Here is a 15302-nt window from a genome sequence, read left to right as displayed (position 1 = left end):
GTGATCCCCAGAAGGCTGTGTCTGTGTTTCTTTATTCCGTTTCCAGTTGCCCCAGAAAATAACCGCCGGATCGGAATGGTCTTCCAGGAAATGCGTTAGACTTTGAATCAGGCTATTCACTTCCGTAGCAACAATGGCCAGCCGTTCCTCCATGGGTTCCCGGCCAACTTGCAAGGTATATGCAACATCCGCCGGATTCAAATCTATTGGTGTTGCCTGAAGAAACTCCCGCAACCGCTTGGCGTATTGTTTGATCCGAGCTTCGTTTTTGGCGGAAAGCAAAAATAATTGCGGTTCGGTAGTGGCTGGTATATCTCTTGGCGCATGCGAATATTCCTCAAGCAATAAGTGAGCATTAGAACCTCCCGCGCCAAAAGAACTTATTCCTGCCCTACGCGGGCATGTTTTGATTTCATTGTCGATTTCCATCTCAGGTTCCGTCCAATGCTCCAATTTCCGCTGCACAAAGAACGGGGAATTCTCAAAATCAATATTGGGATTGAGACGCTCCGTATGTATAGAAGGAAGCAATTGTCGGTACTTCATTTGCAATAGTATTTTGGTCAGTCCGGCAATCCCTGCAGCAGATTCCAAATGGCCAATATTAGATTTCACCGAGCCTATGGCGCAGAAATGTTTCTTATCAGTATAGTGGCGCACAGCTTTGGTAAGTCCAGCGATTTCAATGGGATCACCTAATGTCGTTCCAGTGCCATGAGCCTCGATATAGCTGATGGTGAGTGGATCCACACCGGACTTTTGGAAAGCATCCAAGAGGAGCCGGGCTTGGGCGTTGGGGTTGGGAACCGAGTATCCGTTGGTTTTCCCACCGTGATTCACCGCACTTCCTTTAATCACCGCATAAATATGATCTTGATCAGCTACGGCCCGATGTAACGGTTTGAGTAAAACCGCCCCCACCCCTTCCCCGGGAACCATGCCATCAGCCTTATCTCCAAAACTACTGCATATTCCGGTTGGAGATAACATTTTGGCCTGGCTCATGCCGACATACTTGGACGGATGAAGGTAAAGATTGACCCCACCAGCCACCGCCAAGGAACATTCCCCATTTCTCAAGCTTTCGCAAGCAAGATGAATGGCAATTAGCGACGATGAACAGGCAGTATCTATCGGCATACTTGGGCCGTGAAAATTAAACACATAAGATATCCGATTGGCGATAGACCATGGCGATGAACTGAATGTGACCATGTTCCCGTTGGCCCATTCTTCCATGGCAGCCTGAGGATAGGTATTGGAGGTCGCCCCCACGAACACCCCTACATCCAAACCATTCTCCTTGGGCGCCAGCTTACGTAGTTTGTTGAAACTATATCCGGCATCCTCTAGAGTCGCCCAAACCGTCTCCAAAAAAATCCGTTCCTGAGGATCCATAGCTTCCGCTTCACGTGGGGAAATATTGAAGAAAAGCGGTTCAAATTTATCGAAATCTTCAATAAAGCCGCCCCATTTACAATACATCTTTCCTTCTTTCACATTGTCAAAGTTGGAATCATAATATTTCGCGAGATCCCATCGCTGGGGAGGAATCTCCGTAATACTATCCTTGCCGACAGTCAGATTGGTCCAGAACTCCTCTAAATCATTGGCCCCCGGATAGCGGCCGTTCAGACCAATAATGGCTATTTCTGTCGACATGGTACCATCTGCTGCTATGTCCCCAGCTGGGAGTGGGCTGGTCTGTGTTTGATAACTCATGTTTTTCCCTTGGAAACTGATGGGGGTGAGGGCTTTCCATCCTCTCGTCTCCAAGACGGCGCCAGTATGTTCCGTCCCGCTTTGGGTTGCTCCAAAAAACTCTGCTAATTTCGCGGTTTGGTTTTTCACCAGGTATTCAGTTAATGCATTGACGCTATGGTACTCAAACAGCAATGTCTTCGGCAATGCGCCAAGCTTTTTCTCAATTTCCGCATTGAAACGATTGACCACGATGGAATCGATACCATATTTCTCAAAATTGGTACTGGAATCGAGCTTATCCGCCGACAATCCGATTTCATTGACCAATATCTCTTTTAATAACGCTTCGGTAGGATGATACAGTTCCTGAGCAACCATGGTCTGTTGTGCTGGATATTGAGGAGTTTCCGGTTGCTTCGTACTACGAGAGAGATGCGGAAAAATCCGCGACTGGTCGCCATATGTCACAATGATTTGGTCATAGTCATACCGCATGGCGAAGTCTAAACTCGCCAGTCCTTCCCGAGTTGGCAAGGATTTCATCCCCATTTGTTCCCATAATGACCGCTGCTCTTCACGCTCCAGGGTCATCCCACCTTCTTCCCATAACGGCCAGTTGATGGAAACGGCTTTCCCGTGACGTTTGTTTTGCTTGCGGAATTGTTCCCGTATTTTGACGAAGTGATCCAAAAAGGAATTCCCGAAAGCATAGTCACTTTGGCCGACTTTTCCGAACTCACCAGCCAAGGAGGAACACACAATAAAAAAGTCCAACCGTTCGTCTCGCAATGCTTCATCCAAATAAACGGTTCCCCAGATTTTAGAATCCAGAACCTTATCCATTTCTTCCTTGCTTTTTTTCAGAATTAACCCATTTTGATAAATGCCCGCACTGTGAATTATCCCATCAATCCGATAAAATCTTGATTTAACCTGGGAAATCAATTGATCAACATCGGTTTTACTGGATATATCCGCCGGAATATAGATGATTTCCGATCCACTGGATCCCATTTTCTGTATTTTCTTATTTTTCTCAACCGTTAACTCTGATCTACCGATGAGGATGAAGGTAGCAGCCACTTTCTGAGCCAAATATTCGGCAAAAACCAGTCCCAAACCACCGGCACCACCGGTAATCAAATAGATTCCCTTATCCTTCAATCGTACGGATCCATCCTCCGATTGATCTGGATTTTCCAACTTCCGATATTGCTTCACTAAGCGGCGCTTGCCGTTGTAACGAACTTCGATATCATTCATGCCAATTTCACCAGCAATGATCCCGGCGACCGCGGTGTAAAATTCCGATCCGACAGCTTCCTCCTGATTTTGGATTCCTACTGTCTTATAAGCGAAATCTGGATTTTCCAGGCGGAGAGTTTTCACAAAACCGTTAACTGCAGCATATTGAGGTTGAACCTCGGTACCGCTATAAACATAATCCAAGGATACTTTTCTCCCTAGTTTTTGTTCCATCAACGATTGGGTGATATATAAGAGCGAAAATACACCCTGATCAAGCTGTTGTTGTAATGTTGATGACGCATAACCACCATATGTAGTCCGCGACCACCAGTGGATAATTTTATCCGGTATAATATTTCGTGCGACCATGATTTGAACAAGTTGCTGGTAATCTTCCTTCACTACCGGATTAACTTCGAAATGGTCAGGGCCCAGTTCACGAAAAGAGGAACCAGGCCGCACAATCATGACACGAGCAGGTGAATCTTGCATTTTCAAGCCAACCGCCAAAGCATCTCCAGCCAGGCCATCGGTATCAAAGAACAAGATACGGTGAAATAGTGCAGCATTCTTACGGGTATCCGGCTCAGATTCTATCCATTCCTCTTGAAAATATCCGACATCCAGCTCTCCTCCAGAATGAGTCAGATGATTTACAGAGCCCTGATATTTTTGCAATAACTCGTTAATATGCCGGTATCCCTCCGCCGCTGTGATTACTCGCTTTTTCACCTGTTCCAATATGCTTCTTTGTTCAGAGAACCAGGGTGTTTCGGAACGCTGGATGCCAAAGTCATGAACGTCTTCCATATTCATGACTTCAACACATTCGGCTAGGGAATCTTCATGAAACGTATGATTAACATGGATCTCCACACGTTCCTCATCCTGTTGTCGCAATTTATCAAGGGTTTCCGGTTGGGTTTCCACTAAAGGAGCTTCATTTTTGGACGAAGTTGATTGCTCAGTCGGTTTATCCAAATATTCTTCGGATAAAATATCCCCCAATATTGAGAGCAAACTTTCATTTGTCTTTTTCTTAGCCATGGAGACTCGCCTCCTTGTTACGAATCCCCAGTTCAACGCCTTCGCATTTTTGAACAATTTCCTTAGCCAAGTTCAGAAATGATTGGCATCCGGATTGCCGAGAATCATATTGAAAAATGGTTTTACGTTCCACTGCGGCCGCCGTAATGGCTACATTTCTTCCAATAATGCTCTTCATCAGCCGTTCGCCAACCAATTTTTCCATCCCTTCGTAGAAGTTTTTAGCCAAGGCAGTTCGTTTATCATAATCAGTGATGATAACTCCCAGCTCTTTCAGGTTATTGTTGATCTTACACAGATTCCCGACGTATTCATCCACAATTTTTAATCCTTTGATACTATCCGCATCCGACTTGATGGGAATCATATATTTATCGGATGCAATCAACGCCAGGGTAGTCAGCATATCCACATCCGGGTGCAAGTCAATGAGAATATAATCATAACTTGATTTCACCGTTTCGATTTTATCTCTCAGACGAAACAAGGTTTCCGGATTGGAGGCCGGATCCAACTCCTTTTTAATCCGAACGATTTCCAGTTCTGAAGGAATAATCTGAACACCCTCCAACTGGGTATCGTAGATGCACATGTCGATAGCTAGATTGTCTTCGCGGAGCAAGTCATAGATGGTATGATTCACTGACTTGGGGTCGGCAATGGCCTTGTCTGATAAATTCTCTTGTAAATCCATATCAATTAACAGGATCTTCTTCCCTAACTTTTGTAAAGCGTGGGCTACATTTAAGATGATGGTTGTTTTTCCAACCCCGCCTTTGACATTGATAAAACTGATGGTAGTCGCCATGTTTACAGCTCCGCTCCTTTAACTAAAAACATCAAGCTTCGGCCTTGGTTATTTCATGATCAATTTTTCGATAATGATTTCATTGACCAGATCCACATCCAACTCACCAGCTTCAAGCCGTTGCAATAGTTCCTTCACTTGCGCTGGTTCCTCCGATGGGGGCAGGAATGAGCTTTCAAATTCATTGACTGTCAGTCCTCGGATTTGAATGATCTGGCGTCCATCCTCTGCCGCCAGCACCGCATCAAACTCCTGTTCGCTTGTCTTGGACTGAGTTACATGGATGTAACCCTGGTTCGGCAATTTGCTAGTAAACTCAATTTCGGCTATGGAGTATAACAGATAGATTTTGGAAACCTGTCCGTTTTGGGACAATAGCCAAGTAATGGTTTGAAGCACAGCTTCCAGCCAGGACGGATGTAATAAATAGAGATCCGAATCGTTATTCCAGTCTGTTGGTTGTTGAAAACGAACCAGTGCTTCCCCCGTTTGGCTGAAGATCTCATGCACTCCCCTTAAACTCGGACCGTATTCCAGTCCACAAGTAGCGATAGTGCGGTAAAAATCCAGACCAGCGGCACGGTTCGGACAGCGTGTCTGAATGGCTTTGACCGGCAAAATTGCCCCGATCGGCTGGGCACCTGATTCCGGTTCCCCCTCATACAAGAATTCTCCCTGGGCGGATATGGATTTCCGATTGTCATTCATGATGGCGGCAATCTCCCATTGCACATTGGAGCCGCCTGGATATAACCGAATTTCTAGCAACTTATCATCTGCCAAACTCACGGGTAAGCCCAGTATAATTTGGGAGAGTTTTTTGACCTGGGCGTGAGGATTGGCGATATTCCCCGCGACTCTGGCCATTTCGAGGTACAGAATTCCCAGCATAAGTCGATCACTGCACAACTGGTAATCATTCAGGAAAATTTCCGCCGAATGAATCGTTTTTATGAAGCGAAGCCCGTCCATGTTAGATTCATTGCGATCAATCAACGGGTGAAGCCGGGTACCTTCTCCTTGACCCGATGTTTTTTCCCGCCTAGGTGCGCTTGGAGTAACCCAATACCGTTCCCCCGCAAACGGATAGAGTGGAAGTGAGATTCGTTGCGGTGCCCCGTGAGGATACAACAGGTTCCAGTCAATCTCCACACCGGAAATCCAGAGTTGCGCCAGTTTATCCAGTTGCCGGTCATCAATGATGATACGGAGATACTCCCGGCCTTCCCTCCCGCTTAATAATAATTCCGCATTCAAACCGGCGGATTGAATATTTCCACTATATAGATTGGAGACCTCTGAAGTTCCCCGGCAATACTCGATCAACCGATGGGTAAGCTCCTCATAGGTGGCGGCGATGATTACCATCCGTTCCTCCATCGGCTCCCTTGCTGCTTGCAATGTGTAGGCAATATCCGTCAGTGTTGGGGCTGCCCTGTGTTCGTTTATTTCCGGCGACATAGTTTCGGATGGGTAACGACACTTAAGCAGTTCCGGGAACGTTTGGATAATGTATTGAGAAACAGCATCCAGAGAACGGCTTTCCGATAAAACCGCCAGAGAAATCTCCATGTTAAAGTATTCATTTATTCGCTGGGCCAAGTTTGCCAAATCCACCTGATTCAGACCAAAATCGGCAATCTCGTTCGTTACCGCTACTTCATTTTCATTGATCTGCAACAGTTCCGCGGCAATCCTGACCATATCTTTTCGAACCCGCTCCGGCAATCCGTCGGGAATCAACTCTTCCGAGGATTTTGGAGCTATAGTTTGCTGCAAAAACTTGACCATTCGCTGGGCGGATTCTTTAAGACGTTCCGGATTCCGAGCGGAAAAAACAAATAACTGTTCCTGTCCGCCTCGTTCAGTTTCATACACCCGATCGGGGCTGTCGTACTCTTCCAGAATAATATGAGCATTGGAACCTCCGGCTCCAAAAGCACTAATACCCGCCCGCCTCGGGTATTGTTGGATTACGCCCCCGGACTCGATCAAAGGCCTCTCCCATTCTGTCAGTTCTTGCTGAATATAAAACGGGGTATTTTGGAATTGAATATATGGGTTCAGGGTTTGAGAATGAATCGACGGTGCCAGTTTCTTATGTTTAAATTGCAACAAAAGTTTAGTGATTCCGGCGATTCCAGCGGCAGATTCCAAATGTCCAATATTGGATTTTACCGATCCGACGGAGCAGTATTGCCCAGCTTGGGTAGATTCACCGAAGGCTTTCATCAGTCCAGTAATCTCAATGGGATCTCCCAGTGATGTTCCCGTTCCATGAGCTTCAATATAGCTGATGGTTCGGGGATCAATCCTGGCCTTCTTCAACGTTTCCGTAATGATTTCCGTCTGGGCATTGGGATTGGGCACCGTATAACCGTTGGTTTTTCCACCATGGTTCACCGAACTCCCTTTAATGACTGCGTATATCCTGTCTTGATCAGCTATTGCACGCTGCAACGGTTTTAATAGGATTGCACCGACTCCTTCTCCAGGCACATATCCGTCTCCGCCTTCCCCGAAGCTACGGCAACGTCCGTCACTGGATGTGAAACTCCCCTGACTTAGCGAGATATATTTATCCGGGTGAATAGTCACATTCACCCCTCCAGCCACCGCGACTTCGCTCTCCCCTCGCCGGATACTTTCACAAGCCAGATGGATTGCGGTCAATGATGATGAACACATCGTATCCAAGGCGATACTGGGCCCATGAAAATTGAAATAATAGGATACCCGGTTGGCGATGGACGCGTAGATGGAATTAGTAGCCATAATATGGCCTTTGAGTGACTCCTCGGCACCCAATAACTGATACTGCCCATACATCACTCCGACAAAAACGCCCACCTTTTGATTCCATAGACCAGCACGAGTATATCCAGCGTCTTCCACCGTATTCCATACCGTCTCCAAGAACAAGCGTTCCTGAGGATCTATCAAATGGGCGACACGGGGAGTGATGTTGAAAAACAAAGGGTCAAACTTATCCACGTTATCGATAAACCCACCCCATTTGCAGCTGCCGGGAAAGTCCCGCCAGTCCCAACGCTGTGGCGGTATTTCGGTGATACAATCCTTGCCAGACCTTAAATTTTCCCAAAATTCGTCTACATCACGAGCCATTGGATAACGGCCGCTTACACCGATGATAGCGATATCTTCCATGATCGCACTAGCTTCATCCCTGACTGGGCTTTGGAATCTCGGCCGACGGATTTTTCCGGCCAGGTTCTCATGGGAAACAACAGGTTCTTTTGTCGAGGCTTTCGAGCTGTCTCCCAACATCCCCCTCAATATTCGGGGGAAACGTTGCAGAAAATATCCGGTCAGTTCGGCAATCGTTTGATACTCAAAAAACAAAGTTTTGGAGAGTTCACCAAAATCCTGTTCCAGTTCCCGGGTTACATTCAGCACCGTGACCGAATCGATCCCATACTTCTCCAGTGGTTCTCTTGAATGGATCTTTTCCATCGGCAGTTTAATCTGCCGCCCAAGTATTTTTTTCAGAAACTCTTCGGTTTTGTCCCGTAAATTGGCGTCTTCCAAATCCAGACCACTAGGGCGTGACTCGGCTTTCCCTGTTTGGTTAGCCGTTACATCCACCGGTTTTTCCTCGATAAGTGCACTGATCATGGTGGCGTTACCTTCCAGGATCATGATTTGGGAGCCTGGTTGCCGCAGCGCCGTCTCAAAGGCCATAATTCCGGTTTCAGTAAGTAGTGGAATCAATCCCGTGGTTTCTTTCATTTGCGCGATTAGATTCTCACCAACTTGCATACCGCCGTCCCGCCATAAAGGCCAATTTATAGAAAGACTCTTCCCAGGCCGTCCTTTGGCTTCACGCCACTTGGAGAAGTAATCCATATAACTATTACCAAACGCATAATCTGATTGACCCAAATTTCCAAATTCGGCTGCTGTTGATGAAAACAGCACGAAAAAGTCCAGTTTTTCATCAGCAGTGGCTTCATCCAAGAATTTCGTTCCAAATACCTTAGGGCCTAGAACTTCTTCCATTTCTGTTCGGTTTTTTTTCAGTACAAAAGAATCCCGGAGAAGTCCCGCACTGTGAATTACCCCATGTAAAGCCCCGAATTGCGCTTTCATGTTCTGGACTAACTTCATCACTTCATCTCGGTCAGTAACATCGGCAGAGACATAGATAACCTCGGCCCCCAATGCTTCCAGTTCATGCAATTTCTCAGCTATCTTCTTGGTTAGCGGACTACGTCCGGTAAGCACCAATTTGGCTTGGAATTCCCGAGCTAAGTAGGTGGCGAAAATCAATCCTAACCCACCTGCGCCACCGGTAATTACATACACGCCATGTTTTTTCAGAGGTAAGTTACGGTGATTTTCCGTTTCCACTTGCGCTTCGGCAAGGCGTTTCACATAACGGATGCCTTGTTGGTAACGGATCTCAACCCCGCTATCCCCAGTTTCCATTTCTGCTAGAATGTTTCGGGCCAATTCTTCCGGTAATCCCGGTCGTTCCAGGCGCAGCTCCACTATCTTATATAAAAACCTGTGATTTTCCCGATGCAGGGCTTTCGCGAAACCACTTACCGCCCCGTGGTGAGGTTCTCCCGCGTCAGTGGACTCGTATACATAGAATAAACGAATCTTCTCCTCTGTTTTTTGCTCCATCAGAGCCTGAGTCAACAGGAAAAGTCCATATATTCCAAGGTCAAGTTCCCGGCGTATTTCCGCTTCCATCTCGCTGAACCCTCTCTGGGACCAACGGTAGACGATCCTGCATGATTCCCAATGCTGGAGGTACAGACTCTCTAATAAACGTCGGTAGTCCTCCTGGATATAAGGGTCAATTTCGTAAGTCCCCTCACCTGTTACCCGATACGCTTTTCCTGGCTTGATCAGAATGACGTTAGCCACTTGCAACCTAATGACATCTTTTAGTTCCTCGTCGAGATCAAACAGGATGACCATTTCAGGTTTGGATCCTCGCACCTGTTTGGCTTCCATCGCCACCCATTCGGGCTTGTAGTAAATTTGAGATACATTTCCCCCTAGATCCAGCTGATGGGAAATCGCTTGTTTGACAGTAAATCCACGCATCCTTACCAAAATCCGGCCATGGGGATCCGTTAGTGTGATATTGTACTTTAATGTCCCAGATTTTCTCGCCTGCTCCGACGCAATTTCTGTGTGGGCATAACATTTTTGAGGCAATGATTGAATGAATTCCAATTCTTCCAAAGCAAACGGAAGATACATCTCTCCCCCTCTAGCGGATCTGGGGATTAGCCGGCTGACGGTCTGGAATGCACCATCCATCATCGAAGGATGCCAGTTATACTCGGAGAGAGTTGCGTTCATCTCTTCCGGAAATTCAAGATAAGAGATAGCTTCGGTTTCGCTGTTCCAAATCTGCCGGACGGCCTGAAAACTTGAACCATATGTAAACCCATAGCTCGTAAACTCCCGGTAGAAATCCCGGTAGTTTACATTCTGGTGACAACGTTGCTTAATCGATTCGATATCCAATTCCGTCGTTTCTGTGGTAGATTTCTCATCCCCATAGCCGATTCTTCCCTGAGCGTGAATCGTTCTTAAACGGTTCGCTCCGATAGTAACAATTTCAAAATCCGCCAAATCGCCATCCGGGTATAGGCAGATGTTGACCTCCTGAGGAGCTCCGGCCATGACCAACGGTGTCGCCCAAATAATGTCTTTCAACACTTTGACCGGATTGCCGCAATTCGCTAACTTCCCTGCGACCCTAGCCATTTCAAGATAGATAACTCCCGGCACAACAGGATTTCCATCGATACAATGATCTTTTAGGAAATATTCGCTTCCATTTAATACCTTGACGAAACGCTGTTCCTCGAAGGTTGAATCATTGAAATCAATAAGAGGATGGAGTCCGCGAATTGTACCCTTAGTTCCTGCCTGATCTGTCGGCTCCGGAAGCCAATACCGTTCCCGGATAAACGGATACGATGGCAATGACACCCGGCTCCGGTCACGATCCCGGAATAACCGTTCCCATGGAATGAATGATCCGAAGGTCCATAATGCCGCAATCTTTTCTAAATTCCCTTTACGAATCAGTGCAGTTACATATTCCAGATCCTCTTGCTCTTGCTTTATTAGTAATGAAGGATTAGCCGCCCGCGTCGGGTCATTCCAGAAAACCCCAGTGGAATCTGCTTTGCCGGCAAGAAATTCACTCAATTTCGATTGTAATTCCTGTGGAGTTCGGGCCACTATTGCTAAGCGTGCTTCCATGGCCTCCCGGCCAATTTGAAGGGTGTAAGCAACATTGCCGAACTGCACATCAGTACCGGTCACCATTAAGTATTTTTCCAGTTGCCGAGCTTTTTCCCTAAGCCGATCCTCGTTCCTAGCCGACAGCACCAAAATTTCGGGTTCCTGATGCTGCTCGGGCACAAACGCCTCTGCCTGATATTCCTCAAGAATAATGTGAACATTGGATCCCCCGGCCCCGAAGGAACTTAGTCCAGCGCGGCGGGGATATGTAACCTTTTCACCGTCAACTTCCAGTTCCGTGGGTTTCCACTGAGACAACTCGCGCACCACAAAGAACGGCGTATTATCAAACGGAATATACGGGTTGAGCTTTTCCGCGTGCAAGGACGGGAATATCTCCCCGTATTTCAGTTGCAGCAATAATTTAGTCAGGCCTGCGATTCCTGCAGCGGCTTCTAGATGGCCGACATTTGATTTGGATGAACCGATGGCGCAGAATTGCTGATCATTCGTCCACCGGCCATAGGCTTTTTTGAGCCCTTGAATTTCAATCGGGTCTCCCAGAGAGGTGCCGGTGCCATGGGCCTCCACATAGCCGATCGTTCTGGGGTGAATCCCGGAATTATTTAGTGCCCGGGTAATGACTTCCGCCTGGGCCCCGGGATCCGGAACGGAAAAGCCCGAGGTCTTCCCGCCATGATTCATCTCCGAACCTTTGATAACCGCATAAATCGGGTATCCTTCCTGTTTGGCACGTTCCAAGGTAGTGAGCAACACCGCGCCCACCCCTTCACCCGGCACATAGCCATCCCCATCCGCTCCAAAACTACGGCAGTGCCCATCCGAAGCCAGAAATTGCGCTTGTTTCAAAAACATGTACTTATGGGGATGGGTCACTAGATTGACTCCCCCAGCAATGGCATAGTTGCATTCATGTTTGCGTATACTTTCACATGCCAGATGAATGGCAGTCAATGCCGATGAACACATCGTATCAACAGCCACAGACGGCCCATGAAAGTTCATGCAATAGGAAACCATATTGGAGATAGACGCAGGACTTATCCCGAAAGCCAACGGGGTCCCATATTTTTGAGCCATCTCTGCCGCGAATAGTTCATAATGGCTCCAGAAAACCCCTGCAAATACACCCACGCTTTGATCACTTAATGACGGGTAATGATGTTCGGTACGATTTTGATAAAATCCCGCGTCTTCGCAAGCCGCCCAGGCAATCTCCAAAAATAAGCGGGCTTGCGGATCCATCAGTTCCGCCTGGCGTGGTGAAATATTAAAAAAGAGGGGATCGAATTCATCGATTCCCTCAATAAAGCCACCGTGATTATAAAATTGATCCACATCCAGGGTAAACTCATAATTTTTCCAACGCTCTTTGGGTATTCCGGAAATGCAATCCTTGCCATCCCGTAGGTTTTGATAAAACTGTTCAATATTCTCGGCCATGGGGTAACGGCCCGCCAACCCGATAATCGCGATATCATCCTGGCTGTATTGAGATGGTAATGCCTTTTGCACGGAGCTGGAATTCAAGTTCACGGAACCTTGATTCATCGTAGCGGAATCCCTTGATTCTGGGATGGATACTAGATAAGGGCTGATGAAATCGTCAATTTTGCTCTCCACTCCGTAAAGAACCATAGTTTGGGTCTGAGATAGCCCCAGAATATGTCCCAACGCCGTCATACCTTCCCGAACTGGTAAGCTTTTCAGGCCGGACGTTGAATACATTATCTGTTCCATTCCATCATCGACCCGCATCCCGCCGTCCGCCCACAAAGGCCAGTTAATGGTAAAGGTTCTGCCATGGCGCAAGCCACATTGCACCATTTTCTGACGGTTTGCAGCGAAGATATCCATAAAAGCATTGGCGCTGGCATAATCCGCCTGCCCCAGATTTCCCAAAGCCGCTGACGTAGAAGAAAACAAGACGATAAAATCCAACGGCTCCTCACGGGTCAATTGATCCAAATTCCACAGCCCTTGGACTTTCGGTTGAAATACCGCGTGAATCTCAGACGTTTTTTTGTGGATGATAAGTTGATCGCGTAATACGCCGGAACTATGGAAGATACCGCTAATCGAACCGAATTCATTCCGAATTTTGGTCAGCGCATTGGCAAGTTCCACCTGCTTGCCCAAGTCAGCTTCCACATACAATACCTCTGCGCCTTTTTGCTGGAGCCTTTGAATATGTTCCTCCTTAGCTATGGACAGCTTGGAGCGACCGATTAGAGCCAATTTAACCTTAGCCTGCCTCGTTATATACTCAGCAAGGATGAGCCCTAGCCCCCCCATGCCACCAGTAATCACATACACTCCATTCTCTTTAATGGAAGTGGCGCAGTGCACCGCTTCCATCTTGGTTTTTTTCCATTTTCTAATACACCGCTGTAGCTCCTCGCCTTGGTAGCAAATCTCCGCCGCGCCTTTTTCGGCTGCCTCAGCCTCATCCTTAAGCAGTCGAGCAATTCCGACCACCGATTGGGTGCGAAACTGTTCCATGGTGATGATTTGGCTGTGAATCTTGGGATTTTCCTGGAATGCGGATTTGAAAAGGCCCCCTAATACATGAATATACTTGCCTTCCTCACCCGCATCTCCAATAACCTGCACCAGCAATCCTCCGTTACTCTTCGACTTCAGTTGTTCCTTAAGGATGGCCAATACGTTGTTAAATTTCACTTCCACCTGGGAAGGTATATCTTCATCCTCGGAATTCAATACCATAACACGGGGAGCTATGTTTGCCTGATTTAGCAATGGCATGATTTCTGCTCGGAGTGTTTCCCTCGGATCGTCAAGAATTATCAAATGTTGATCATAGAACTGGACTTCATTGCGACGATTTAGGTTTTGTTGACACCATATAGGTTGCAAATAGAGCAGCTCATGATTATTCTTCCCTCGACTCGTAGCGGAATCCCGTTCAGCCCGAACTCCATCCAGTTTGACTTGCGGCGAACCCGACAATGAGCTCGCCAAAACGGAAAGATCTTCACTGTTCTCCAACAGGAAATCCGCCAACCGCTGAATATTGGAGTATTCAAACAATAAGGTCGGGTAAAACTGCTGGCCTAATGTTTGTTCAAGCTTTTTGACCAGTCCCAGTAAATTAGTGGAATCCAGTCCAAGATCGTAAAATCCACAGGTAAGTTCTATCTTATCTGGAGACTGGTTCAAAATCCCCCCAATTTCTTTCTGTAAATACGTAATCAACCGTTGTTTGGGATCACCTGTAAATTGACGTTCATTCCCGGTCTCCACAGTGTTTTGAACGGAATGGTGGCCAGCCTCCTGAGTCGGAGATTCCGGGCTTACCGCTTGATTGGTTTGCGAAACATCTGTTTCCACCAATTTTTGAATCAACTGGGGTTCCCGGATCCGTTTTACCGTTAACTTCTCAAATTCAGCCAACACAGTGCCTTCTTCGTTGAATATCGTGATATCCGTGGAGATGATGTCCGGGGTCTCCACTGAATTGACACCGGTTCCAGTGTTTTTCGTGTAGCTATAAATGGTTGCCGGGAGCGGCTTATAAATGCAAAACCTTTCAATCATAAATGGGATATAGGGAGTGCGATCCTCGAACAGATTAGACTGGGTACCATCCATGCGGAAAGTTGCCCCCGCGAAGGTGGTTCCGTCCAAAAACGCCGGATGAGCGTAAAATTTACTCCGGTATTTTTCCGCCAAATCGCTTAAATGAAGCTGCATGAGCTCTTCTTGATCTCTTCGATAGACCGTTCCCATGGTTTTCATAAACCCATAATGTTGAATCTGCACTCGGCGCGCCAGTCCGTATATATCATCCATATCCCACTTCCGGGTATAGTTGTCCATGATGGCCTTCACATCCAGAGAGTGGCCGGAGTCAGAGCAACCCCGCAGAAAAAGCAGGCACTCCATATTTTCATCAGACTGTACGTCCATGGGAGTATTGCCCTTCATCTTTTGACTGGTGACAGTAACCTTCCAACGGGACTGCTCAGGGATAAAGGTGACCGAAACGTCGTTGTCAAACTCCTTGGAAGTTACAATGGGCTGCTTGAATACCACCTGGCGCAATTCAATGGCTTGCGTATCAAGATAAACAGTGGATAGCCGATAAATTAAGTCCAGCAAAGTGACTCCCGGAAGAGTCCGGATGTCATGAACCCGGTGATCCCGTACGATCAAATTTTTATCATTGATTATCTGATGAAATGTTTTCTTCGTTTGACCCGACATAGCTTCCTCC

Annotated in this window: 1 protein-coding gene and 3 pseudogenes; all 4 read right to left on the bottom strand. The window is 47.0% G+C overall.

Annotated elements, in window-relative coordinates; all coding sequences use genetic code 11:
- Positions 1–90 precede the first annotated feature (90 nt).
- Positions 91–1653 (bottom strand): annotated as a pseudogene (locus RQP50_RS29460) (type I polyketide synthase); the annotation flags it as partial.
- 210 nt (positions 1654–1863) lie between these two features.
- Positions 1864–3762: pseudogene (locus tag RQP50_RS29455) on the bottom strand (beta-ketoacyl reductase); the annotation flags it as partial.
- A 229-nt stretch (positions 3763–3991) separates the two neighbouring features.
- Entirely contained in the window at positions 3992–4807 is an 816-nt protein-coding gene (locus RQP50_RS14140) for a ParA family protein (RefSeq protein ID WP_072728421.1), read from the bottom strand.
- Positions 4808–4993: 186 nt separating this feature from the next.
- Positions 4994–15265, bottom strand: a pseudogene (locus RQP50_RS14135) (SDR family NAD(P)-dependent oxidoreductase); the annotation flags it as partial.
- Positions 15266–15302: the final 37 nt, after the last annotated feature.

Origin of the sequence: Paenibacillus suaedae (assembly GCF_032337355.1) — a bacterium.
Lineage (GTDB): Bacteria > Bacillota > Bacilli > Paenibacillales > Paenibacillaceae > Paenibacillus_B > Paenibacillus_B suaedae.
The sequence above is the reverse complement of the archived record's forward strand: the minus strand, read 5'-3'. Positions and strand labels throughout refer to the sequence as shown.